Source organism: Streptosporangium sp. H13245 (assembly GCF_055690525.1).
Window position 1 is genome coordinate 60,303 of sequence record NZ_JBSZKT010000035.1, and the last position, 25,545, is coordinate 85,847.

13 protein-coding genes are annotated in these 25,545 nt (G+C 72.8%); 11 read left to right on the forward strand and 2 right to left on the reverse strand.

What is annotated here, in order from left to right; translation table 11 throughout:
* Positions 1 to 3 precede the first annotated feature (3 nt).
* Positions 4 to 1,575, forward strand: coding sequence for a (2,3-dihydroxybenzoyl)adenylate synthase (locus ACW9TB_RS32170; RefSeq protein ID WP_472751863.1), 1,572 nt, complete (start codon positions 4 to 6; stop codon positions 1,573 to 1,575).
* Positions 1,576 to 1,778: 203 nt separating this feature from the next.
* On the opposite strand, the gene ACW9TB_RS32175 is transcribed toward ACW9TB_RS32170, so the two are convergent.
* On the reverse strand, positions 1,779 to 3,089 hold the full coding sequence (locus ACW9TB_RS32175) for a salicylate synthase (protein ID WP_472751864.1): 1,311 nt from the start codon (positions 3,087 to 3,089) through the stop codon (positions 1,779 to 1,781).
* 167 nt (positions 3,090 to 3,256) lie between these two features.
* Here ACW9TB_RS32175 and ACW9TB_RS32180 point away from each other — a divergent pair, with 167 nt between their 5' ends.
* The 10 genes from ACW9TB_RS32180 (at position 3,257) to ACW9TB_RS32225 (ending at position 24,617) form a co-directional block, all read left to right on the forward strand.
* Positions 3,257 to 15,604, forward strand: coding sequence for an amino acid adenylation domain-containing protein (locus ACW9TB_RS32180; protein ID WP_472751865.1), 12,348 nt, complete (start codon positions 3,257 to 3,259; stop codon positions 15,602 to 15,604).
* Between the two features lie 92 nt (positions 15,605 to 15,696).
* A complete protein-coding gene (locus ACW9TB_RS32185; protein ID WP_472751866.1) occupies positions 15,697 to 16,728 on the forward strand; it encodes an iron-siderophore ABC transporter substrate-binding protein in 1,032 nt (343 codons plus the stop codon).
* 87 nt (positions 16,729 to 16,815) lie between these two features.
* The gene (locus ACW9TB_RS32190; RefSeq protein WP_472751867.1) at positions 16,816 to 18,090 is read left to right on the forward strand and encodes a lysine N(6)-hydroxylase/L-ornithine N(5)-oxygenase family protein; all 1,275 of its coding nucleotides are present in this window, start codon (positions 16,816 to 16,818) and stop codon (positions 18,088 to 18,090) included.
* A 281-nt stretch (positions 18,091 to 18,371) separates the two neighbouring features.
* Complete coding sequence (locus ACW9TB_RS32195) at positions 18,372 to 19,172, forward strand: helix-turn-helix domain-containing protein (RefSeq protein WP_472751868.1); 801 nt, start codon at positions 18,372 to 18,374, stop codon at positions 19,170 to 19,172.
* Between the two features lie 296 nt (positions 19,173 to 19,468).
* Positions 19,469 to 20,626 carry an alkaline phosphatase PhoX gene (locus ACW9TB_RS32200; protein WP_472751869.1) on the forward strand — a complete coding sequence of 386 codons (1,158 nt, stop codon included), beginning with the start codon at positions 19,469 to 19,471 and terminating at the stop codon, positions 20,624 to 20,626.
* A gap of 123 nt (positions 20,627 to 20,749) precedes the next feature.
* A complete protein-coding gene (locus ACW9TB_RS32205) occupies positions 20,750 to 21,613 on the forward strand; it encodes a sulfotransferase family protein (protein ID WP_472751870.1) in 864 nt (287 codons plus the stop codon).
* Between the two features lie 117 nt (positions 21,614 to 21,730).
* Positions 21,731 to 22,885: an inorganic phosphate transporter gene (locus tag ACW9TB_RS32210; protein ID WP_472751871.1), complete on the forward strand. Its 1,155-nt coding sequence runs from the start codon at positions 21,731 to 21,733 to the stop codon at positions 22,883 to 22,885.
* 52 nt (positions 22,886 to 22,937) lie between these two features.
* On the forward strand, positions 22,938 to 23,141 hold the full coding sequence (locus tag ACW9TB_RS32215) for a hypothetical protein (protein WP_472751872.1): 204 nt from the start codon (positions 22,938 to 22,940) through the stop codon (positions 23,139 to 23,141).
* Positions 23,142 to 23,197: 56 nt separating this feature from the next.
* A complete protein-coding gene (locus ACW9TB_RS32220) occupies positions 23,198 to 23,983 on the forward strand; it encodes an SDR family NAD(P)-dependent oxidoreductase (RefSeq protein WP_472751873.1) in 786 nt (261 codons plus the stop codon).
* Positions 23,973 to 24,617, forward strand: coding sequence for a TetR/AcrR family transcriptional regulator (locus tag ACW9TB_RS32225; RefSeq protein ID WP_472751874.1), 645 nt, complete (start codon positions 23,973 to 23,975; stop codon positions 24,615 to 24,617). The genes ACW9TB_RS32220 and ACW9TB_RS32225 overlap by 11 nt, the downstream gene beginning before the upstream one ends.
* A gap of 152 nt (positions 24,618 to 24,769) precedes the next feature.
* Here ACW9TB_RS32225 and ACW9TB_RS32230 read toward each other — a convergent pair.
* On the reverse strand, positions 24,770 to 25,545 hold a 776-nt coding region (locus ACW9TB_RS32230; RefSeq protein ID WP_472751875.1), incomplete at its 5' end, for a fibronectin type III domain-containing protein.

A 25,545-nucleotide genomic window follows, 5' to 3' on the forward strand; every position in this document is an offset into this window, starting at 1 on the left:
CCCGTGGAGGGATTCACCCCCTGGCCCGAGGAGTTCGCGGCGCGCTACCTGGCCGAGGGCTACTGGAGTGACCGGCTGCTCGGCGACGTGCTGGGCGGGGGCGACCCGGAGCGGACCGCGCTCGTGGCCGGGGACGAGCGGCTCACCTACGCCGAGCTGGACCGCCGCGCCGAGCGCGCCGCCGCCGGTTTCGCGCGGCTGGGCATCCGGCGCGGTGACCGCGTCGTGGTGCAGCTGCCCAACACCACCTCCTTCGTCGTCGTGTTCCTCGCCCTGGTCAGGATCGGCGCCGCCCCGGTGCTCGCCCTGCCCGCGCACCGCAGCAGCGAGATCGGCTACCTGTGCGAGCTGAGCGAGGCCAGGGCGTACGTCATCCCGGACGTGCACGGCGGGTTCGACTACCGCGACCTGGCCCGCTCGCTGGCCGTGGAGCACGTCGTGGTGGACGGGGACGCCCAGGAGTTCACCCCCCTGGTGGACCTCGACGCCGATGCCGGTCCCGTGGCGTACGAGCGGCCGGATCCGGCCGACGTGGGGGTGTTCCTGCTCTCCGGCGGCACCACCGGGCTGCCGAAGCTGATCCCGCGCACCCACCGCGACTACGTCTACAACCTGGAGGCCAGCGCCGAGGTCTGCGGCTTCACCCGCGACACCGTCTACCTCGTGGTCCTGCCGGTCGCGCACAACTTCGCGCTCGCCTGCCCCGGCGTGCTGGGGGTGTTCGCCAACGGCGGCACCGTCGTCCTGGCGCCCTCCGGATCGCCCGACGAGGCGTTCCCCCTCATCGAGCGGGAGCGGGTGACGGTGTGCGCGGCGGTGCCCCCCATCGCGCTGCTCTGGCTGGAGGCGGCGTCCTGGTCGAAGGAGGACCTGTCGTCGCTCCAGGTGCTGCAGGTGGGCGGGGCCAAGTTCGCCGCCGAGCGGGCCGCGCAGGTTCCCGGCGTGCTGGGCTGCGCGGTGCAGCAGGTGCTGGGCATGGCCGAGGGGCTGCTCAACTACACCCGGCTGGACGATCCCCGCGAGCTGGTCGACACCACGCAGGGCAGGCCGCTGTCCCCGGCCGACGAGATCCTCGTGGTCGACTCCGACGGTGCCGAGGTCGCTCCCGGCGAGATCGGCGAGCTGCTCACCCGCGGCCCGTACACCCTGCGCGGTTACTACCGCGCGCCGGAGCACAACGCGCGCTCCTTCACCCCCGACGGCTTCTACCGGACCGGAGACCTGGTACGGGTGCTCCCCTCCGGACACCTCGTCGTGGAGGGCCGCGACAAGGACCAGATCAACCGGGGCGGTGACAAGATCTCGGCCGAGGAGCTGGAGAACCACCTGCTGGCCCATCCCGCGGTGCACGACGCGGCCGTGGTCGGCACCCCGGACCCGGTGATGGGGGAGCGGACCTGCGCCTTCCTGATCGTGCGCGACCAGGCGCCGACCCTCAGGGAGATCAAGCGGTTCCTCAAGGAGCGCGGCGTGGCCGGATACAAGTGGCCCGACCGCGTCGAGCTGGTCGAGACCTTCCCCCGCACCCCGGTCGGCAAGATCAGCAAGAAGGAGCTCGCCGCGGGGCTGCGCTGAGCCCTCCGAGCCCTCGTACGCGAGAGGCCCGTGGGGGCGGCGGCGGAGCGCCGGGCGCCCCCACGAGCGGGAGGCCGTGCGGACGGCGAGCGCCCTCACGCGCGGGGAAGGCGCGTGAGGGCGAGTGTCGTTCCCCGGTGGTGTTTCCTCGGGTGCGCGGGACCGCAGTGGTGCTTCTCGGGTGCGCGGGGCCACGTACGGGCTCAGGTGCGCGGGACCACGTACGGGGCGATGCTGGAGAGCTTCTCGCAGGTCTCCTCGTACTCCCGTTCGGGCGTCGAGCCGGACACGATGCCTGCCCCGGCCCGCAGCCAGGCGCGGCCGTTCTCGCTGTAGACGGCGCGCAGTACCAGGGCGGCGTCCATCGCCCCGTCCTGCGAGACGGCCAGGACGGCTCCGGCGTAGAGACCCCGGGGCTCCTCCAGCCGGGCGATCGCGTCGATGGCCCCCGCCTTGGGGATGCCGGAGGCGGTCACGCCGGGGAACAGCGCGTCGAGCGCGTCCCAGCCGGTGCGGCCGGGCGTCAGCTCGCCGCTGACACTCGATCCCAGGTGCTGCACGCTGCCGCGCTCCTTCACCGTCATGAAGTCGGTGACCCGGACCGTGCCGGGCGCGCACACCCGGTTCAGCTCGTCCTGCGAGGCGCGTACGGAGACCGCGTGCTCGAAGATCTCCTTGGGGTCGCTCTCCAGCTCGCGACGGGTCTCCGAGTCCGCGTTCTCACCCCGGCCGAAGGCCCGCGTACCGGCCAGCGGCTGGGTCGTCACCGTGCCGCGCCCGTCGACGCTCACCAGCACCTCGGGGCTGAACCCGGCGGCCTGGAAGCCGTCCAGGTCGAGGAGGAACGAGCGGGCCGGGGTGTTGGCGGCACGGCCGCACGCGTACGTCGCGACGACGTCGACGGGGAACGGGATCGGCAGCCGCCGGGAGACGATGACCTTCTCGTAGAGTCCGGCGTCGATCTCGGAGATCGCCTGGGCGACCCGCGACCGGTAGACGTCGCCGCCGGGGCGCACGTCGACCGGTGACGGCTTCCTGGGCTCGCCCTGGCCGGATGACAGCAGTTCGGCGACCCGTTCGGCCTCCTCGGCGTCCGCGCTCACCACCAGCGCGCGTCCCGCCTCGATACGCACCTCGGTGCGCGGCACGACCAGGTGCGCGAGCCTGCCCGCCGGGGTGAGCGCGGCGAACTCGAACGCGATCCAGCCGTAGGCGTTCCAGACCGGCCACGGGGCGGTCCGCAGCGCCGCCTCCAGCGCCTCGGCCGGACGGCCCGACCAGGGCTCGTCGGCCCAGCCAGCCGCTTCGACCGAGTTCGGCGCGTCGGCGGAGGACAGCCATCGGCCGCGGACGACTCCGGGGTCGAGGATCACCTCGCCCGCCACCCCGCCCGCGAAGGTCCACAGGCCCGGCCGCTCGTACACGGTGTAGTCGTCGAACAGCCCGGACCCGGCCAGGCGGGTGACCAGACGCAACGGGTCGGCTGCGCTCTCGACAACTACCTCTGTGCGCATCTCATCCGTGCGGACACCAAAGGACAACGAACCCACCCCTCTGTGAAACCGGACAACCACGATCAATTTAGGTAAGGCTAACCTTGTGTGGATTTAAGAGGCAAGGCTAACCTAAGTCTTGATGCGGGACAGAGTGCCCGACCCCGGCCCCGAAGGAAGAGTTGAGCGTGCGGGAACAGCAGCAGGACGTCGCACGGCGGCGCGAACTGATGCGGCGGATGATGGCCGAGGCGGGGCTCGGCCCCGGCAGGGACCGGATCACTCCACGCCGCTCCGGTGGACCCGCCCCGCTGTCCTACGCGCAGCAGAGCATGTGGCTGCACCACCGGACGTTCCCCTCCAGCCCCGCCTACAACGTGTGCCTGCTGGTACGCATGTCGGGCGCGCTCGATCCCGAGGCGCTCCGCGAGGCGTTGCGCGCCCTCCTGCGCAGGCACGCGGTGCTGCGCACCGTCTACGGCGAGAACGACGAGGGGACGCCGTTCCAGCACGTCGTCGCCGACGACTCCCTCGACCTGCCGGTGCGCGACTGCGCCGACGACGACGCCGAGGCGTACGCCGCGCGGCTCGCGGCCCTCCCCTTCGACCTGCGCGCCGACCGGCCGATCCGGCTGGAACTGCTCGGGCTCGGCACCGACGCGTACGCCCTGGTCCTGGTCGTGCACCACATCGCCTGGGACGGCATGACCTGGGGGTCGCTGTCGCGCGACCTGTCAGCTCTGTACCGCGCCGCCGTCTCCGGTGAGCCGCACGGCCTGCCCACGCTGACCGTCCACTACCCCGACTTCGCCGCCTGGGAGCAGGAGCGCCCGCACTCGGCGGAGGAGATGGACTACTGGCGACGTCGGCTGGACCCGCCGCCCGCGCCCCTCGACCTGCCCGCCGACCGCCCGCGCGGCGCGACCGCGTCCGAGCGCGGCGGGCGCAGGGCCCGCCGCTTCGACGACACCGTCACCGCCGGGATGCGGGAGCTGGCCGCCGGGGAGAACCTCACCCCGTACATGGTGATGCTCGCCGCGCACGCCGTGCTCCTGCACCGCTACACCGGCGCGACCGACATCGCGATCGGCTCGGCCGTGATGAACCGCGAGCACACCGAGATCGAGCGGCTCGCCGGGAACTTCGGCAACACCCTCGTGCTGCGCACCGACCTGTCCGGCGCGCCCACCTTCCGCGAGGTCCTGCACCGGGTCCGCGACACCTGCACCGAGGGGTTCGCGAACCGGACACTGCCCTACGACACGATCGTGCGGGAGCTGCGGCCCGCCCGCAGGCGCGGCGGCTCGCCGTTCTTCGACACCATGCTGCTCTTCCTGGCCCAGGAGATCGGCGACCTGGACCTGCCCGGCGTCACCACGGGCTGGACGCACATCCACAACGGCACCACCCACTTCGACCTGTCGCTGGAGGCCTTCGTCCGGCCCCGGGGGATGACCGTCGAGGCCACCTTCCGGCGCGAGCTGTTCGACGACGAGCGCGTCGACGCCCTCCTCGTCCACCTGGAGACGCTGCTCGGTGACGCGGTGCGCCGCCCCGACCTGCGGATCGCCGACCTGGACCTGCTCGGCGCGGCCGAGTCGGCCCTGCTGGCGGAGTGGAACGACACCGCACGCCCCGTCCCGGACACGACGGTGACCTCCCTGTTCGAGGAGCAGGCCGCCCGCACCCCCGGCGCGGTCGCCGTCGACGGCGTTTCCGGCACGCTCACCTACGCCGAACTGGACCGGCGGGCCTCGGCCCTCGCCCGGCTGCTGCGCGAACGCGGCGCCGGACCCGGCCGGGTCGTCGCACTGGCCCTGCCCCGCACCCCCGACCTGGTGGTCGCGCTGCTGGCCGTGCTGAAGTCGGGCGCCGCCTACCTGCCGCTGGACCTGGAGCACCCGGCCGACCGGCTCGCCTACATGATCGGGGACGCGGCCCCGCTCTGCGTGATCGCGACCCCGGAGACCACCGCCCTCCTCCCGCCGGGGACCGAGGTGCTGGTCCCGGGCGAGGCTTCCCCCGGTACGGGAGAGCCGTCGTGTCCGGTCCGGGGCGGCGACCTGGCGTACGTCATCTACACCTCCGGCTCGACCGGCAGGCCCAAGGGCGTGGCGATCCCGCACTCCGCGCTCACTGCCTTCCTCGTCACCATGAGGGAACGCCTGGCCCTGGGCGCCGACGACCGGCTGGTCGCGGTGACCACGATCGCGTTCGACATCGCCGCGCTGGAGCTGTACGTGCCGCTGATCAGCGGCGCGACCGTCGTGCTGGCCGGACGCGAGACCGTGCGCGACCCCGCCGCGCTGGGCGCGCTGCTCGCCGGGGCGACCGTCGTGCAGGGCACCCCGTCGCTGCTGGGCTCGCTGGACCCGGCCGCGCTGCGCGGGCTGCGGGTGCTCGTCGGCGGCGAGGCCCTCCCGGCCGCGCTCGCCGGGACCCTGCACGCGGTGGCGGCGTCGGCCGTCAACGTGTACGGGCCGACCGAGGCGACGATCTGGGCGACCTCCGCCGAGCTGCCGTCGTCCGGGATCGGCGAGCCGTTCCCCAACACCCGCGCGTACGTCCTGGACGCCGCGCTGCGCCCCGCCCCCGTCGGCGTCCCCGGCGAGCTCTACCTCGCCGGGACGCAGCTGGCCCGGGGCTACGCGGGCAGGCCGGGCCTGACCGCCGAACGCTTCGTCGCCGACCCCTTCGGCCCGCCCGGCGAGCGCATGTACCGCACCGGCGACCTGGCCCGGTGGGGCCGCGACGGGACGCTGGAGTACCTGGGGCGCACCGACGACCAGGTGAAGATCCGCGGGTTCCGCATCGAGCCCGCCGAGGTACAGGCCGTGTTCGCCGCCCACCCCGGCGTCGCCCAGGCCGCCGTCGTGGTCCGCGAGGACACACCGGGCGAGAGGCGGCTCGTCGCGTACGTCGTGCCGGACGGCGACCTCGACGACGCGGACCTGCGGGCGGCGGCGGCCGGGGCGCTGCCCGAGTACATGCTTCCCGCCGCGACGATCCTGCTCGACGCGCTGCCGCGTACCGTCAACGGCAAGCTCGACCGGGCCGCGCTGCCCGCGCCCGAGGTGCGGGTGTCGAGCCGGGGGCCGCGCGACGACCGCGAGGCGGCGCTGTGCGCGGTCTTCGCCGAGACCCTCGGCCTGGACACCGTGGGCATCGACGACGACTTCTTCGCGCTGGGCGGCCACTCCCTGCTCGCCACCCGCCTCGCCGGACGGGTGCGCGCCGCGCTCGACGCCGAACTCACCATCGCCGACGTCTTCGAGGCGCCCACCGTCGCCACGCTGGCACCCAGGCTGGTGCGGGGCGCCCGGCCGAGGGTCCGCGACGTGACCCGGCCCGGGATCGTCCCCGCCTCACCCGCCCAGCGCGGCTTCTGGTTCGAGGAACGCCTGCGCGGCCCCTCGGCCGCCGACGCGCTGCCGCTCGGCCTGCGCCTGTACGGGCCGGTCGACGTCGACGCGCTGCGCGCCGCGTTCGGCGACGTCGTCGCCCGGCACGAGGCGCTGCGCACCCTGCTGAACGAGGGCCCCGACGGGCTGCCGGTCCAGCGCCTCCTCGACACCGGCGAGGTCGCCTTCGACGTGGTGGACGCGCGCGGCTGGTCAGAGGAGCGGTTGCGCGCGGCCGAGACGAGGGCCGCCTCGCACGTCTTCGACCTCGGGGCCGACCTGCCCATCAGGGCGACCCTGCTGCGGGTCTCCGAGGAGGAGTCCGTGCTGGTGGTGCTCCAGCACCACGCCGCCGCCGACGAGTGGTCGTTCACCCCGCTGCTCGCCGACCTGTCGCGCGCCTACACCGCCCGTGGCGCGGGCACCGCGCCGGACTGGGCGCCGCTGCCCGTGCAGTACGCCGACTACGCCGTCTGGCAGAGCGAGTCCCCGGCCCCCGCCGACCAGCTCGGCTTCTGGGAACGGACGCTGCGCGGGCTGCCCGAGGAGAGCGCCCCGCCGACCGACCGGCCCCGTCCCGCCGAGGCGAGTCACCGGGGCGGGCTGACGCCGTTCCGGCTGCCGCTGGCCGGGGCGCGACGGCTCGCCCTGGAGACCGGCACCAGCGTCTTCATGGTCCTGCACGCCGCCGTGGCCGCGCTCCTGCACCGGGCCGGGGCGGGCGACGACGTGGCGCTCGGCTCGCCCATCGCGGGCCGCGCCGACGAGGACCTCGCGGACCTGGTCGGCGTGTTCGTCAACCTCGTCGTGCTGCGCACCGACCTGACCGGCGACCCCACCTTCGCCGAACTCCTGGAGCGGGTCCGCCACACCGACCTGGCCGCGTTCTCCAACGCGGACGTACCGTTCGAGCAGGTCGTGGAGCGGCTCGCCCCCGAACGCTCGCTCGCCCGCAGCCCGCTGTTCCAGGTGATGATCGTCCACCAGCGGCTGGAGGACGTGCGGCTGCGGCTGCCCGGCGTGCGCGCCGAACCGTTCCTGCCCGAGACCGGCGGCGTCAAGTTCGACCTGGACATCTACTTCGCCGAGGGCGAGGAGCTGATCGAGGGGTTCGTCGCCTACGCCACGGACCTCTTCGACGCCGAGACCGTCACCGGCATGCTCACCGAACTCGGCGAGCTGCTCGACCAGGCGACCGAGGACCCCGCCCGTCGCCTGTCGTCGCTCGGCACCCCGCGCCGGGGGCTCGTACCGGCCGACACGGCCCGCGAGTTCGAACCGCTCACCGTCGCCCAGCGGTTCGAGGCACAGGTGGCGCGTACGCCGCACGCCACGGCCGTCATCTCCGGCAACGTTTCCGGTACTGTCTCCGGCGTTGTTTCCGGCGACGGTGGCGTTTCCGGTGACGGCTTTGTTTCCGGCGATGGCGACGGCGGGCTCAGCCTCAGCTACGCCGAGCTGGACGAGCGCGCCGAGGCCCTCGCCGACCGGCTCGCCGCGATGGGGGCGGGCCCCGAGGAGATCGTCGCGATCGCGCTGCCCCGCTCGGCCGAGTTCGTCGTGGCCCTGCTCGCCGTGCTCAAGACCGGCGCGGCCTACCTTCCGATCGACACGACCTACCCGCGCTCCAGGATCGACCTGATGCTCGACACCGCCAGGCCCCTGCTGGTCCTCGGCGTGGACGAGCCACCGCGTGAAGCCCCGCCCCGCGCCGGGGTCGCGGTCCACCCCGACCACTCCGCGTACGTGATCTTCACCTCCGGGTCCACCGGGACCCCGAAGGCCGTCGTCGGCACCCAGCGGGCGCTGGCCAACCGGCTCGCCTGGGGCGCGGACCTCGCCCCCACCGGCGTACGGGTCGCCAAGAGCTCACCGGCCTTCATCGACGGCAGTACCGAGCTGCTCGGCGGCCTCGTCGCCGGTGACACCGTCGTCGTCGCGGACGACGACACCGCCACCGACGCGCTCGCCCTGGCCGAGCTGATCCACCGCCACGACGTGAACCTGGTGACGGTCGTGCCGAGCCTGCTGGCCGCGCTCATGGAGACCGGGGAAACCGTACGAACCCAGGAAACCGTGCGAACCCCGGAGACCCGGGAAGCCGGGAAGCTCGGCTCGGTGACCACGTGGGTGAGCAGTGGCGAGGCCCTGCCCGCCGCCCTGGCCGCGCGGGTCCCCGCCCGGCTGGTCAACCTGTACGGCTGCTCGGAGGCGGCCGGGGACAGCCTGATCGCCGAGGGCTCCGGCGGGCTGTTCCCGATCGCCAACACCGTGGCGTACGTCCTGGACGCCGGATTCCGCGAGGTCCCGGTCGGTGAGCTCTACCTCGCCGGGGACGGCCTGGCGCGCGGGTATCTCGGCGACCCGGCCCGCACCGCCGAGCGGTTCGTGGCCAGCCCCTTCGGCCCGCCGGGGTCGAGGCTCTACCGCACCGGCGACCGGGTGCGCCGCCGCCGCGACGGCGGCCTGGACTTCCTGGGCCGGGCCGACGACCAGGTCAAGATCCGTGGCTTCCGCATCGAGCCGGGAGAGGTCGAGGCGGTGCTCGCCGCGCAGCCCGGCGTGCGCCAGGCGGCCGTGGCGGCCCGCCCGGGACCGCGCCTCGTCGGCTACGTCGTGGGCGACCCCGGGGCCGGGCACGGTTCCGGCCTCGACCTCGACGCGCTGCGGGCCCGGCTCGGCGAGATCCTGCCGGACTACCTCGTCCCCTCCGTGCTCGTCGGTCTCGACCGGCTGCCGCGCACTCCCAACGGCAAGCTCGACCGCCGCGCGCTGCCCGAGCCCGCCGTCCGCGAGGGCAGGGCGCCGCGAACCGGCGCCGAGGTCGCCATCGCCCGCCTCGTCGCGGAGATCCTCGGGCGGGACGGCGTCAACGCCGACGACGACTTCTTCCGCACCGGCGGCGACAGCATCAGCGCGGCCCTGCTCGTGGGACGCGCCCGCCGCGCGGGCCTGCCCTTCGCCGTCCGCGACGTCTTCCGGCTGCGTACGGTCGAGGCCCTGGCCAGGGTCGCGGCCGTCTCCGGCGCCACGCCCTCCGGCACCGTGACGGTCCCGTCCGGCGGCGCGCCCGTAGAAGGTGTCACGCCTCCGGGAGGTGGCACGCCCGCCGATGCCAAGACGGTCCCGTCCGCCGACACCACGACGCTCCCGTCCACGGAGGACGTGCCGACCCTGCCCGCAGAGGACGCACGGGTCCTGTCTGGTGAGGTCGTGGCGGGCGGGCCGGTGGAGGCGCGGGCCGAGCTGCCGCTGTCGCCGCTGCAGGAAGGATTGCTCTTCCACCTGATGCTCGCCGGTGAGGACCGCGACATCTACGTCCAGCAGGCCGTGGTGACCCTGGCCGGGCCGGTCGACCCCGACCGGCTGGCCGGGGCCGCGCGCGAGGTGCTGCTGAAGTTCCCCAACCTGCGGGCCGGGTTCCGCACCGACGGCGGCCGTACCGCGCAGTTCGTCCCCGAGCGCTTCGAGGTCGACTGGACCTACGCCGAGACCGGCACCCCGGAGGCGCTGGAGGCGTTCGTCGAGGCCCAGCGTGCCCGGCCGTTCGTCCCCGACGAGCCGCCGCTGATCCGCTTCGCGCTGGCCAGGGTGGGCGAGGACGACTTCCGGCTGGTGCTCACCTCCGAGCTGATCCTGCTGGACGGCTGGTCGGGTGGCCTGCTCGTCACCTCGCTGCTGGAGTTCTACACCGACGCGGCCACCGAGCGCGCCCGGCCCACGGTCCCCTTCCACGCCTATCTCGACTGGGTGAACGCGCAGGACCGGCAGGCCACGATCAAGACGTGGGGCCGCAGCCTCGAAGGGCTCGACGAGCCGACCCTGATCCGGCCCGAGCTGGCCGACCGCCCCGCCGACCTCGCGGACGCCGGGGAGATCCACCGCGCGCTGCCCGAGGATCTCGCCGCCCGGCTCGGCGCCCTCGCCCGCGAGTCCGGGCTCACCCTCGGCACCCTGTACGAGAGCGCCTGGGGACTGCTGCTGGCGGGACTCACCGGCCGCGACGACGTGGTCTTCGGCGTCTCGGTGTCCGGCCGCCACCCCGACGTCGACGGCGTCGAGTCCGTCGTCGGCCTGCTGTTCAACACCGTCCCCGTCCGGGTGCGCGCCTCGGCGGCCGACCCGCTGCGTACCGTCCTGGAGCGGGTGCAGACGTTCCAGTCCGAGCTGTTCGACCACTCCTACGTCGCGCTCGCCGACGTGCAGCGGGTGACGGGCCTGGGAACCCTCTTCGACACCCTCTTCGTGTTCCAGAACTTCCCCGGCATGCCCACCGGGCGCGGCTTCGGCCCCGGCGGCGACGTGCGGGTGACCGGCCGCCAGGTCCGCGACGCGACCCACTACCCGGTCACCATGGTCGTCGAGCCCGGCGCGGGCCTGCGCGTCATGTACCGGGGCGACGCCTTCACCGAGGCCGAGGCAGAACGCCTCACCGACCGGTACGTGCGCGTCCTGGAGACCATCGCCACCGCCCCCGAGACCCCCTGCCACCGGCTCGGCCTGCTCCTGCCCGACGAGCACGACCGGCTGCGCCGCGACTGGGCCGAGGCCGAGCGGTTCGTCCCCGACCTCACCATCGCCGAACTGCTCGCCGAGCAGGCCGCGCGCACCCCGGACGAGCTCGCCCTGGTCTCCCAGCCGGACACGCGGCTCACCTACGCCGAGCTGGACGCCGAGGTCAACCGCCTGGCCCGGCTGCTGAAGGCGCACGGCGCGGGTCCCGAACGGGTGGTCGCCCTCGCCCTGCCCCGCTCCGCCGAGATGGTCGTCGCGCTGTTCGCGGTGCTCAGGACGGGCGCCGCCTATCTTCCCCTGGAGCTGGACTACCCGGCCGACCGGCTCGACTTCATGCTGGCCGACGCCGCCCCCACCTGCCTGGTCTCACACCGCGACATCGCCGCCGGGCTGGCGAACCCCGGTTCCTCGATCCTGCTCGACGACCCCGCCGTACGGGAGACGCTGGCGGGCCTGCCGGGTACCGAGCTGACGGCCGAGGAGCTGCCGGGCTTCGGCAGGGACGTGCCGGGACGGCTGGAGCACCCGGCGTACGTGATCTACACCTCCGGGTCGACCGGGCGTCCCAAGGGCGTGGTCACCCCCTACCGGGGCCTGACCAACATGCAGTTCAACCACCGGGCCAACATCTTCGACCCGGTGGTGGCGTCCGCCGGGCGGCGACTGCGGATCGCGCACACCGTGTCGTTCTCCTTCGACATGTCGTGGGAGGAGCTGCTCTGGCTCATCGAGGGCCACGAGGTGCACGTCTGCGACGAGGAGCTGCGGCGCGACGCCGAGGCGCTGACCGAGTACCTACGGCGCCACCGGATCGACGTCATCAACGTGACGCCGACCTACGCGCAGCAGCTCCTGGAGGAGGGACTGCTCGACGGCGAGCACCGCCCGCCGCTCGTGCTGCTGGGCGGCGAGGCCGTCCCGGCCGCCGTGTGGGACCGGCTCGCCGAGGCCGAGGGGGTGCTCGGCTACAACCTCTACGGCCCGACCGAGTACACCATCAACACGCTGGGCGGCGGCACCGAGGACAGCGCCACGCCCACGGTCGGCAAGCCGATCTGGAACACCCGGGGCTACGTGCTCGACGCCTGGCTGCGCCCGGTCCCGCCCGGCGCGCCGGGAGAGCTCTACATCGCCGGAGCGGGCCTGGCCCGGGGCTACCTCGACCGGCCTGGCCTGACCGCCGAGCGGTTCGTCGCCGACCCGTTCGGCGGCGGCCGGATGTACCGCACCGGCGACCTCGTACGGGTGCGCCAGGACGGCAACATCGACTTCCTCGGCCGTACCGACGAGCAGGTGAAGATCCGCGGCTACCGGGTCGAGCTGGAGGAGGTCGAGACCGCGCTGGCCGCCGAGCCCGGGGTCGGGCAGGCCGCCGTCATCGCCGTCGGCACCGAGGTGCCCGGGGTGAAGCGCCTCATCGGCTACGTGGTGCCCGACGGCGCCGCGCGGCCCGACGCCGAGCGCGAGCACCTGGCCGAGTGGCGGCAGATCTACGACGCCGAGTACACCGAGATCGGCACCGCCGTGCACACCGAGGACTTCGCGGGCTGGGACAGCAGTTACGACGGGTCGCCCATCCCGCTGGAGCACATGCGCGAGTGGCGCGAGACCACCGTGGCCCGTATCGAGGACCTCAACCCCCGGCGGGTGCTGGAGATCGGGGTCGGCACCGGCCTGCTGCTGTCGCGGCTCGCCCCCGGCCGCGACGAGTACTGGGGCACCGACTTCGCGGCCCCCGTCATCGCCAAGCTCGCGGCCGACCTCGGTCCCGGCTCGCCGGTGCGCCTGAGCTGCCAGGCCGCGCACGACACCACCGGCCTGCCCGCGGGCCACTTCGACACGATCGTCGTCAACTCGGTGGTCCAGTACTTCCCGAGCGCCGGATACCTCGCCGACGTGGTCGCCGCCGCGATGGACCTGCTCGCCCCCGGCGGCGCGCTGTTCGTCGGCGACGTACGCGACCTGCGGTCGGTGCGCTGCCTGCACGCGGCGATCCAGCTCGGCCGGAGCGGCGGTGACGGCGGTGACGGCACCGGTACGGCGGCGGTCGACCGGGCCGTGCGGATGGAGAAGGAGCTCCTCCTCGACCCCGCGTTCTTCGCCTCCCTCGGCCTGGCCGCGCGGGTGGAGGTCCGCACCAAGCGGGGTGTCCACCACAACGAGCTCAGCAGGCACCGCTACGACGTGACCCTCTGGAAGTCACCCGCCGCCCCGCCCGCCGAGACCGCGACAGAGACCACGGTCGTGGAATGGGCAGGGCCGGACGACCTGGCGGCCCGGCTGTCGGGCCGCTCCGGGCCGCTGAGGGTGCGCGCCATCCCCGACCCCAGGCTGTCGGCCGAGCTGGCCGCGCTGCGCGCGCTGGAGGGCGGCGCCTCCCACCGGGAGGCGCGCGAGCTGCTGCAGGCACCCCCGGAGGGCATCGAACCCGAGGTGCTGTACGCGCTCGACCCCGGCGTGGTGACCACCCCCTCGGACGAGGTCGGCCACTACGACGCCGTCTTCGGCGGAGGGGCCGCCTTCCTCCCGGCGGACCCTGGCCGCAGGCCCGCGTCGTACGCGAACAACCCGGCGGCGGCCCGCGACCACGGGGCGCTCGCCGCGCGGGTGCGCGAGGGGCTCAAGAAGCGGCTGCCCGGCTACATGGTGCCGAGCGCGGTCGTCACGCTGGACGCGCTGCCGCTCACCGTCAACGGCAAGCTGGACCGGCGGGCGCTGCCCGCCCCCGACCGGCAGGGCCCGCGCGGCTCCGGCCGTGCCGCCAGGACCGCGGTGGAACACCTGCTGTGCACCCTGTTCGGCGAGGTGCTCGACGTCTCGGGCGTCGGCATCGACGACAGCTTCTTCGACCTGGGCGGGCACTCGCTGCTCGCGACCCGGCTGGTCGGCAGGGTCCGCGCGGTGCTGCGCACCGAGCTCGCGATCCGCGACCTGTTCGAGGCGCCGAACGTCGCGGAGCTGGCCACCCGGCTGCACGACAGGGCCGGTGTCACGCTCAGGCCCCCGCTGACGCCCGCCGAACGGCCCGAGCGCGTCCCGCTGTCGTACGCGCAGCGCAGGCTGTGGCTGCTCGACCAGATCCTGCGCGAGGACGACGGGCCCCGCGAGGCGTACCACCTGCCGCTGGCCGTGCGCCTGAGCGGCGCGCTGGACGTGGACGCGCTGCGGGCCGCGATCGGCGACGTGACGGCCAGGCACGAGAGCCTGCGTACCGTCTTCGCCGAGCACGAGGGCGTGCCCTACCAGCGGATCCTGCCGCCGGAGGAGGCGCGCCCGGATCTGGAGATCACCAGCTGCTCGCCCGAGGAGGTGATCGCGCGGCCGTTCGACCTCGCCACCCAGATTCCGCTGCGGGTCGCGCTCATCCCCGAAGGGGAGGGCGAGCACCTGCTGCTCGCGGTGTTCCACCACATCGCGTTCGACGAGTGGTCCTTCGGGCCGTTCGCCAGGGACGTGGCGCGCGCCTACGCCGCGCGGCTGGACGGGGCCGCGCCGGACGGCACGCCGGGGTGGAAGGCGCCCGCCGTGCAGTACGCCGACTACACGCTCTGGCAGCGCGAGCTGCTCGGCGACCCCGGCGACCCGGGCAGCCCGCACGCCCGCCAGCTCGACTACTGGGCCAAGGCGCTGTCGGGCATGCCGGAGGAGATCCCGCTGCCGGTGGACCGGCCCCGGCCCGCCACCGTCGGCCAGCGCGGCGGGACCACGACCGGTGAGCTGCCCGCCCCGCTGGTGGGGCGGCTCCGCGAGCTGGCGCGCGGCGCCCAGGCCAGCATGTTCATGGTCTGCCAGAGCGCGGTCGCCGCGCTGCTGCACCGTACGGGCGCGGGAGAGGACATCCCGCTGGGCAGCCCCGTCGCGGGCCGTACCGACGAGGCGGCCGGTGACCTGGTCGGCTTCTTCGTCAACACGCTCGTGCTGCGCGCCGACACCTCGGGGGACCCCTCCTTCGCCGAGCTGCTCGCCCGCGTCCGCGACACCGACCTGGCCGGTCTCGCCAACCAGGACCTGCCGTTCGAGGCGCTCGTCGAGGCGCTGCGGCCACCCCGGGTGCCCGGCCGCAACCCGCTGTTCCAGGTGATGGTCGGCTACGAGAACCAGGCCATGGGCGACGTCCGCTTCCCCGGGCTGCGGCAGCGGGAGGCGCTCTTCAGCCCGCCCGCGGCGAAGTTCGACCTGGACTTCATCTTCCGGGAGCGGGGGGAGGAGCTCCACCTCATCGTCGACTACTCGGCCGACCTGTTCGACCCGGCCACGATCGACACGATGATCGGCGCGCTCGTCGGCGTGCTGGAGGCCGTCGCGGCCGACCCCGAGGCGCGCCTGAGCGACCTGCCCGTGGCGCTCACCGCCCGTACCGTCACCGGGGCGAGCACCGGAGGCGGCGGTGCCTCCCGGCGCGACGACGACCGCGAGGCGATGCTGTGCCGGGCGTTCGCCGAGGTCCTGGAGGTGGACGCGGTCGGCCCGCACGACAACTTCTTCGACCTGGGCGGCCACTCGCTGCTCGTCATGCGGTTGGTACGCCGCATCCGGCGCGAACCGGGCTGCGCCGGGGTGAAGGTCGCGACGCTCATGACCGCCCAAACCGTGGCGGAACTCGTGAACCGCCTGGAATGAGGCGCTTCACACAACCGTCAAAGATTGTTAGGTTAGGTGAGGCTAACCTAAAACTTAGAGCCCTCATGGGCTTTGGAAGGACATCCATACTCATGCGCGACACGATGCGCCGCCTGGCCGCGACCGGAACGCTGCTGCTGGGCCTCGGCCTGGTGGGCGCGTGCGCCGGGGAGAGCGGCGGAGCCCAGCAGCCCGCCGCGAGCGCCCCCGCGTCCCAGGCCACCTCCGGATTCCCGGTCACCATCACGCACAAGCTCGGCACCACCACGATCGAATCCGCACCCCAGCGCATCGTCGCCCTCGGCGAGATCGACCAGGACACCCTGCTCGCCCTGGGCGTGCAGCCCGTCGCCATGGCGGAGCTGACCGGCGTCCAGGACGACGGGCTCGCCCCCTGGACCACCCCGAAGATCTCCGGGGAGAAGCCGGCGCTGCTGAAGGCCGGGGAGGCGGGCTTCTCGCTGGAGCAGATCGCCGCGCTCAAGCCCGACCTGATCCTCGCGGGCGGCGACTACTACATCGACAAGGAGTACGCCAACCTCTCCCAGCTCGCGCCGACCACCGCCTACGAGACCGGCCCCGCCGAGGACTCCTGGCAGGTGGTGGCCCGCCAGGTGGCGAAGGCGGTCGGCAGGGCGGACGAGGGGGAGAAGCTCGTCGCCGACGTCGAGGCGAAGGTCGCCTCGGTCAAGACCACGTACCCCGAGCTGGACGGCAAGACGTTCGCGCTGACCAGCGTCTTCCCCTCCGGGAACATCGGCGTGATGAAGTCCGACACCGACATCAGCGTCAAGCTCTTCGGCCAGTTCGGGCTCACGCTGCCCGAGGAGATCAAGGCGCTTCCCGGTGAGGGCTTCGCGGCCGAGCTGAGCATGGAGAAGGTCAAGGTCCTCGACGTCGACCTGCTGCTCAGCCACTACAACGACGACGCCGCCACCCAGAGGAAGATCGAGGCCAACAAGCTGTTCGCCGGTCTCGACGTGGTCAGGCGCGGCTCCTACGTGCCGCTGAACCTCACGGCGTTCTGGCCGCTGCGCACGCCGACGCCGCTGGCGGTCCCCTACGTGGTCGACCAGATCGTTCCCCAGGTGGCCAAGGCGGCCAAGGCCACCGGCGCGGCCTGAACCACCCCGTCCCACCCTGTTCCATGCTGCCCCCCGCCGCCGCCCGGCCGCGGGGGGACCATCCCTTCAGTACTGTGAGAGGCGAACATGTCGAGCCCGGTCTATGACGTCGTGGGCATCGGTTTCGGCCCTTCCAACCTCGCGCTCGCGGTGGCCCTGGAGGAGGAGTACGGCTCCAGCGTGAACGCGGTCTTCTTCGAGAGGCAACCGAGGTTCGGCTGGCACCGCAACATGCTCATCGAGGGCGCCACGATGCAGGTCCACTTCCTCAAGGACCTGGTCACCCTGCGCAACCCCACCAGCCCGTACTCCTTCCTGTCCTACCTCCAGGAGAAGGGGAGACTGGTCGACTTCATCAACCACAAGACCATGTTCCCCACCCGGCTGGAGTTCCACGATTACCTGGAGTGGGTCGCGGCCTCCTTCACCGACCTGGTGCGCTACTCCTCCGAGGTCGTCGCGGTGCGCCCGCACGACGACGACACCCTTGAGGTCGTCGTGCGGCACGGCGACGAGCTGCACACCTGCCTGACCCGCAACCTCGTGGTCGCGGTCGGCCTCGACCCCGTGCTCCCCGACGGCGTACGGCAGGGCGAGCGGATCTGGCACACCGAGGAGCTGCTGGGCCGCCTCGAAACCCTCGGCGAGCGCGAGCCCCGGCGGTTCGTCGTGATCGGTGCCGGGCAGAGCGCGGCCGAGGCCGTCGAGCACCTGCACCGCACCTACCCGTCCGCGGAGGTATGCGCCGTCTTCACCCGGTACGGCTACTCGCCGGCCGACGACAGCCCCTTCGCCAACCGCATCTTCGACCCGGAGGCCGTCGACCACTTCTTCACCGCCCCGGAGGAGGTGAAGCGCATGCTGTTCGCCTACTCCCGCAACACCAACTACTCGGTGGTGGACCTCGACCTCATCGACGAGCTCTACCGGCGCTCCTACGCCGAGAAGGTCGCCGGGGTCCAGCGGCTGCGCATGCTGAACGCCTCCCGCCTGCTCGACGTGCACGACGACGGCGAGACCGCCCGCGTCCGGACGCGCTTCCTGCCCACGGGCGAGGTGAGCACGATCGAGGCCGACGCGGTCGTCTGCGCGACCGGCTACCGCGAGCGCGACCCCCTCGACCTGCTCGGCGAGGCGCGCACGCACTGCCGTACGGGCGAGGCGGGCGAGCTGCTGGTGGAGCGCGACTACCGGATCGCCGTCGATCCCGGGCAGACCTGGGGCGTCTACCTCCAGGGGGCCACCGAGGACAGCCACGGGATCGCCTCGTCGTTGCTGTCCATGACCGCCGTGCGCACCGGCGAGATCGTGCGCTCCATCGCCCGGCGCTCGGCGTCGATCCCGCAGGCCGCGGAGATGTGACCGGCGAGCCGTCCGGGGCCCCTGTTCCCGGACGGCCCGCGCCGACGGATCGCGCGGATGAAACCGTGACGCGCGCCCGCGAGGCCCCCGCGCGCCTCCTGCCACCACGACATTTGCGGTAGCCGTTGACTCCTCGCAAGAGGACCTGTTGGGATGGGATTCCGAATCCGTCCCACCCGCTCCGACCTGGGCGCCTCCTCGGCCGCCTGGGACGCGGGTGGGATGCGATCTTCGGCGGTCCGGGCTCCGCGGGTGGTTCGTCTCTGAAAAGGGAAGGCGCGATGACGCAGGCGGAAGAGGCCGGACAGTTCGCGGCCCGGCTGCGGATGCTCAAGGAACGCTCGGGCGGCAGTTTCGAGGCGCTGGCCAGGCAGACGGGGATCAGCCGCTCCAGCCTTCACCGCTACTGCGCCGGTACGAAACTCCCGGCCGGATACGGCCCGGTCCACGCGTTCGCCAAGGCGTGCGGCGCGAGCAGCGAGGAGCTCAGGGAGCTCCACCGCCTGTGGGTGCTCGCCGACGCCGCGCGGACCTCGGCGGCCCCGGACGACGACCCACGGCAGGAGAACGGGGAGAACGGGGAGAACGGGGAGACGACCGCCGGGCCCGCCTCGCGGGAGCGCTCCGGCCCGCGACGTCCGGTGGTGGTCACGGCGGTGACGATCTCGCTGGCGGCGACCGCCACGACCGCCTTCCTCGTGCTCGGGCCCGAACGGGACCCCGGCCGGCCGACGGTCATGGAGAGCCAGCGGGGCACCGTCCTGACGATCGCGCCGGTGCGGGTCTTCAACATCGAGGGCGACTGCAAGGACCGCGAGGGGCGGGTGCCGTCCTGCAGCATGGGGCTGGCCCGCGACCCGCGGCGCAGGTACGACGCCGACAACGTGGTCGCCCATCGCGTGTGGCACGGCGACGTCCTGAACGCCGACTGCGTCCTCTACGAGGGCGACCGCGTCGAGGACGAGAGGGGCGTCGGCACGACGCGCTGGTTCCGGGTCCGCCTCGGTCAGGTGCCCGGTGGCGTCGCCTGGCTCCCCGCCGTGCGCACCCACGACAACCCCACCCTGCCGATCTGCGCCTGACGGCCCCCACCCCGCTTCGTGCACCAGGTGGCGTGGGAGGGGCCCTGGTACGTGTCCAGATATCGGCGGATTTTTTCACCCCGGATGAAAAAACCTCCCGGACGCCACGCGTGACCCCCGGTGACCGGCCGGGCGCCACACGGTGATCTATGGATATATGTCCCTGTTTTCCGCGCAATCAGAACATGCGGTCCATATGCCGTTAACCGTATTAACTGGCGGGTGTTCACCGACGCTCCTACCGTGGGGATCGCTCAGGAAGTGGTTCTGCTGATCCTCGTCTTGGAGGTTCGTCGATGGAACGCCGCACATTCCTTCGCGCCTCGGTGCTCGGTACGAGCACCCTGGCCCTCACCGGAACTCTCTGGCAGGACGCCGCCCTCGCGGCCCCGGCCCAGAACGCCCCCGGACCCTACGGCCCCCTGCTGGCCGCCGACGCCAACGGCATCCAGCTCCCGGCGGGATTCACCAGCCGGGTGATCGCCCGATCGGGCCAGGTGGTTCCCGGCACCTCCTACACCTGGCACAGCGCCCCCGACGGCGGCGCCTGCTTCGCCGACGGCAGCGGCTGGATCTACGTGTCCAACGCCGAGATCAACCCCGGCGGCGGCGCCTCGGCGATCCGCTTCGACTCCGCGGGCAACGTGGTCTCCGCCTCCTCGATCCTCTCGGGCACCCGGCTGAACTGCGCGGGCGGCGCGACGCCGTGGAACACCTGGCTGTCGTGCGAGGAGGTCGACCGGGGCTTCGTCTACGAGACCCGTCCCTTCGGGGGCGCGGCGACCCAGCGCCCGGCCATGGGCCGCTTCAAGCACGAGGCGGCGGCGGCCGACCCGGTCCGCAAGGTCATCTATCTCACCGAGGACGAGACCAACGGGCGGTTCTACCGGTTCGTCCCCACCACCTGGGGGGACCTGTCGTCCGGCACGCTCCAGGTACTGCGCGCGGGCACCGCGACCAGCGGCTCGTTCACCTGGGCGAACGTCCCTGACCCCGACGGCTCCCCGACCGCGACCCGCAGCCAGGTCTCCGGGTCGAAGTCCTTCAACGGCGGCGAGGGGTGCTACTACGCCAACGACACGGTGTGGTTCACCACCAAGGGCGACAACCGGGTCTGGCAGGTCAACCTCGCCGCCGGTACCTACGAGCTCGCCTACGACGACAGCCTCGTCAGCCCCGGCAGCGCCCCGCTGACCGGCGTGGACAACGTCACCGGCTCGACCTTCGGCGACCTCTACGTCGCCGAGGACGGCGGCAACATGGAGATCTGCCTGATCACCGCGAACGACACCGTCTCCACGTTCCTGCGCGTCGGCGGCCAGGGATCCTCGGAGATCACCGGCCCGGCCTTCACCCCCGCGGGCAACCGCCTGTACTTCTCCTCCCAGCGCGGCACGTCCGGCTCCTCCTCCGGGGGCATCACCTACTGCGTGACCGGCCCGTTCCGTACCTGACCCGCCCCTGATGCCCAGCTGAGGGAAGGTAGCGCCGTGCGGCGGCGGTCGCACGGCGCGTCACACCCATACACACAGGTCACGTTCACTTTCCCGACGCCTGACCTCCCTACGGTGCTGGTCATGGCGTGGAAGACCAGAGTCAACACGGCTCTCGAAGGGATGACCGGCTACAACATCACCCGGGTGCGGCGTAAGGTCACGCCGCCCCCGCCCCCGCCCCCGCCGGCGGACGTTCCCCGGCCACCGGCCGATCCGAAGATCGACCGGCTGCTGCGCGAACCGGTGTTCGTGCTGTCGCCGGTGAGGTCCGGCTCGACCCTGCTGCGCGTCATGCTGAACAGCCACTCCCGGATCCACGCGCCGCACGAGCTGCACGTGCGGCGCCTGGCGGTCACGATGACCACCGACCCGCTGCGCCAGGCGATGGAGACGCTCGGCATCTCCACCAGCGACATCGAGCACATCCTGTGGGACCGCATGCTCCACCGCGAGCTGGCCGGGAGCGGCAAGCAGATCATCGTCGACAAGACGCCCAGCAACGTCTTCGCCCACCGGCGCCTCGCGACCTGCTGGCCCGACGCGCGCTACATCTTCCTGATGCGCCATCCCGCCTCGATCGCCCTGTCGTGGCACGAGGCCGCCCCGCTGGAACGCCCCTGGGCGGAGGCGATCCGGCACACCCTGCAGTACATGCGCTACCTCACCGAGGCCAGGCGGCTGCTCGACGGGCTCACCCTGACGTACGAGGCGATCGTCGCCGATCCGGAGGCGGAGATGCGACGGGTCTGCGCCCACCTCGGGGTCGGCTACGAGCCCGGCATGATCACGTACGGCGACCACGGGCACGGGGAGTTCGTGAAGGGCATCGGAGACTGGCGCGACAAGATCAGAAGCGGCAGGGTCCAGCCGGGCAGGCCGCTGCCCGCCCCGGAGGAGATCCCGGAGGAACTCCGCGAGATCTGCGCCGAGTGGGGATACCTCTGACCGGACCCCTCGCGAGCTCCGTCGCCGGGGGTGACGCGCGGTCGGCGGGAAGATGAATTCTTGGTATTGAATTCTCTGATCTGCATAGATGCTCTCCGCGGTGTCATATCTGCGGGCATGGATGCGAACTTCGTGTTGCTCGCCATCGTGATCGTCACCGCCCTGTCCTTCGACTTCACCAACGGATTCCACGACACCGCCAACGCCATGGCGACCTCGATCGCCACCGGCGCGCTGCGCCCCAAGGTCGCGGTCGCGCTGTCGGCGATCCTCAACTTCGCCGGGGCGTTCCTGTCACTGAAGGTCGCGGCCACCATCGCGACCGGCATCGTCGAGACCGGCGCCATCACCCTGACGGTCGTCTTTGCCGGGCTGATCGGCGGCCTGGCCTGGAACCTGCTGACCTGGTACTTCGGCATCCCCTCCAGCTCCTCGCACGCGCTGATCGGCGGCGTGGTCGGGGCCACGCTGATCGCGGCGGGCGCCTCGGCCGTCAAGGGCGCGGAGATCGTGTCCAAGGTGCTGGTCCCGGCCGTGCTGGCACCGCTGGCGGCGATCCTGGTGGCCACCGTCGGCACCTACCTGGTCTACGTCATCACCAGGAACGTCCCCGACGGCACCAGGGGGCGCGGGTTCAGGTACGGCCAGATCGGCTCGGCCTCGCTGGTCTCCCTGGCCCACGGCACCAACGACGCGCAGAAGACCATGGGCATCATCACTCTGGCCATGATCACCTCCGGCGCCATCGGCAAGGACGCGGGAACCCCCCTGTGGGTGATCGTGGCCAGTGCGACCGCGATCGCGCTGGGCACCTACCTGGGCGGCTGGCGGGTGATCCGTACCCTCGGCAAGGGCCTGACCGAGATCGAGACCCCGCAGGGTTTCGCGGCGGAGAGCTCCTCGGCGGCCGTCATCTTCGCCTCCTCCCACTTCGGCTTCCCGCTGTCGACCACGCATGTGTGCACGGGCTCGGTGATCGGCTCCGGCATCGGCAAGCACCTGTCGGAGGTCCGCTGGAGCCTCGCGGCCAGGATGGGGGCCGCGTGGCTGATCACCCTCCCGGCCGCCGCCGCGGTCGGCGCGCTGGCCTGGGCGGGCGCCAACGTGATCGGCGGCCCGCTGGGCGTCGCCGTCGTCTTCGGCGTCGCCCTGGTGCTGTCGGGGGCGCTGTACCTGGCCTCGCGGCGCCAGCCCGTGAACGCCGGGAACGTCAACGACGAGTGGACGGGCCGGCTCGCCCCGGCCGCGAAGATCAGTGAGCACGCCGCGTGAACGACCACACCTGCCAGCTTGTTTTGGCCATGAGAACAAAAGGGAGCGCCGCGTGAACGACTACATCGACCTGGACGCGCTGTGGAAGGTCCTGCTCGCCTCGCTGCTCGCGGGCGCCGGGCTGGCCGCCGTCTTCTCCCTGGCCCTGGTCGGGCTGTCCAGCGGGCGGACGGCCGGTCGCGCGGGAGCCGGGCTCTGCTTCCTGGTCGTGGCCGCGGGCATCGTCCTCGGCCTCTACGTCATGCTCGCCAAGTAACCGCCCGTACGCCCGGGATTCTAGAGAGACTCTCTAGAATCGGTTACCCTTCGGGCATGAGAGCCACTGTCGTCATCACCGGAGGCAATCGCGGGATCGGCCTGGCCACGGCCGAGGAGTTCGCCCGGCGCGGCGACCGGGTGGTGCTCGTGGCCAGGAGTCCCGCCGCGGCGGGCGAGGCCACCCGGCTCGGCGCCGAGCTGGTCACCGGGGACCTCTCGACCCTGAAGGGGATCCGGGCCGTCGCCGAGGCGCTCGCCGGGACCCGCCCCCGGCTCGACGTGCTGGTCCACAACGCCGGGATCTGGCCGTCGGCGCGACGGCTCACCGAGGACGGGTTCGAGGAGTCCTTCGCCGTCAACCACCTGGCGCCCTTCCTGCTCAACCACCTGCTGGAGGACCGCCTGGACCGGGTCGTCCAGGTCACCGCGGGCCTGTACGTCAAGGGCAGGGCCGACCCCGCCCGCACCCCGGCGGGCACGGACTTCTCTCCCGTACGCACCTACGCCGACACCAAGCTCTGCAACCTGGCGCTGATGCCGCTGTGGGCCGAACGCTGGCAGCGGCGGAACGTCACGATCGACGCCGTGCACCCCGGGGTGATCAGGACCGGGCTCGGCGACCGGGGCGGCCCGGTGGGACTGCTGCTGAGGGCCGCGAAGCTGCTGTGGAAGGCACCGGCCGACGGCGCGGCCCCCGTCGTACGGCTGGCACTCGACCGCACCGGCACCGGGCGCTACTTCGACGTCGGCCGCGAGATGCCCCTCGCCCCGGTGGCCGCCGACCCGGTGGCGGCGGGGAGGCTGTGGGCGCAGGCCGCGGAGCTGACCGGTGTCGCCTAGGCACCGGCGCGGCGAGGAGACCAGGGAACGGCTGCTGGCCGCGGCGCTGGACCTCTACGAGCGGGAGGGCGCCGACGGCTTCACGATGACGGCGGTGACCGGTACGAGCGGTGTCAGCGTCGGCAGCCTCTACCACCATTTCGGCAGCTTCGACGGGCTGTCGGCGGCACTCTACGCCCGCTGCCTGTCCGGCCTGCTCGACGCCGTCATCGCCGCGCTCGACGCGGTGCCACCGGGAGAGGGCGGAGGATCCGGCGAGGGTGCCGAGGCGCGGGCCGCCGCCGGGATCCGGGCCGTGGTCACCGGATACCTGGGCTTCACCCGCGAGCACCGGGCCGCCGCGCACTTCATCCACGCCTCCGCCTACGCCGCCTTCCTCCCCGCGCACGCCGCCCTGGTCGCGGAGGAGAAGGAGCCCAGACTGGCCGGGATCCTGGGCTGGCTGCGGCCGTACGTCGAGGCGGGGCTGGTCGTTGAGCTGCCGGACGCGCTGACGGAGATGCTGGTCATCGGCCCGGTGGCGGAGACGGCCCGGCGCTGGCTGGCCGGTGCTCCGGGCATCGACCTGGACGAGGCGTGCCGCCTGCTCCCCGAACGGATCTGGCGATCCCTGCGGGTCACCGCCTCACCGTGACGCCGCGATGAAACGTCGTAACGAGAGAAAAGCGCCGGGCGGGCCCTGTGTTCCGCCCGGCGCGGTCTCAGCCGGTGGTGTCAACCGGTGCTCTCGGCCGGATGTGCTCTCAGCCGGTCATGGGCTCAGCCATCCGGGCCGGTCCGGCCGTCTCAACCGGCCACGAGGTCGAACTGCTCCCAGGGGCCGATCGCGTCGCGGTTGGCGATGAGCGGCTGGGCCCCGGCGCCCTCGGCGCACACGTACTTGCCGTTGACCTGGGCGCGGAGGCTCACCGACCCGTTGGGGTTGGTGACCAGCTGGAAGGTCTCCCATGCCCCGGCCGAGGCGCGGTTGGCGATGAGCGGCTGCGCCCCGGCGCCCTCGGCGCACACGAACTGGTTGTTGACCCTCGCCCGCAGCCCCACGTTGCCGTTGCCCAGGTCGACGCGCTCGAACTGCTGCGCGGTCCCGGCGGACGTCCCGTTCGCGATCAGCGGCGAGCCGTTGGCGGCGGTGACGTAGCGACTGTTGGCCCTGGAGCGCAGGGAGATCACCGAGGTCGACGACGCCGACGTGGTCACGTTCACGGCGTTCGACGCGCCGGAGGTGTTCCCGGCCGCGTCGCGCGCGACGACGGTGAAGCTGTACGCCGTGGCCGGGGTCAGGCCGGTCACGGTGTACGGCGTGTTCGGGGCGGTGGCCACCACCGTGCCGCCGCGGAGCACCTGGTAGTTGGCCACCCCCACGTTGTCGGTGGAGGCCGACCACGCGAGCGTCACCGTGGTGGCCGTCTTCGCCGTCGAGGTGAGGTTGCCCGGCACGGTCGGTGCCTGCCCGTCACCCCCGCCTCCGAGTTTGGGTGGGGTGGGGCGGGTGGCGGTGAGGGGGATCTGGCCCTTGAGCATCCGGCCGCCGTCGCCGGTGAGGCGTAGGTAGTAGTCGGCCG

Excerpts from the sequence above, each read along its gene's own strand:
- ACW9TB_RS32220 (WP_472751873.1), top strand. The coding sequence starts at position 23,198 with ATGAGAGCCACTGTCGTCATCACCGGAGGCAATCGCGGGATCGGCCTG.
- ACW9TB_RS32190 (WP_472751867.1), top strand. The coding sequence starts at position 16,816 with ATGTCGAGCCCGGTCTATGACGTCGTGGGCATCGGTTTCGGCCCTTCC.
- ACW9TB_RS32195 (WP_472751868.1), top strand. The coding sequence starts at position 18,372 with ATGACGCAGGCGGAAGAGGCCGGACAGTTCGCGGCCCGGCTGCGGATG.
- ACW9TB_RS32205 (WP_472751870.1), top strand. The coding sequence starts at position 20,750 with ATGGCGTGGAAGACCAGAGTCAACACGGCTCTCGAAGGGATGACCGGC.
- ACW9TB_RS32210 (WP_472751871.1), top strand. The coding sequence starts at position 21,731 with ATGGATGCGAACTTCGTGTTGCTCGCCATCGTGATCGTCACCGCCCTG.
- ACW9TB_RS32175 (WP_472751864.1), bottom strand. The coding sequence starts at position 3,089 with ATGCGCACAGAGGTAGTTGTCGAGAGCGCAGCCGACCCGTTGCGTCTG.
- ACW9TB_RS32185 (WP_472751866.1), top strand. The coding sequence starts at position 15,697 with ATGCGCGACACGATGCGCCGCCTGGCCGCGACCGGAACGCTGCTGCTG.
- ACW9TB_RS32200 (WP_472751869.1), top strand. The coding sequence starts at position 19,469 with ATGGAACGCCGCACATTCCTTCGCGCCTCGGTGCTCGGTACGAGCACC.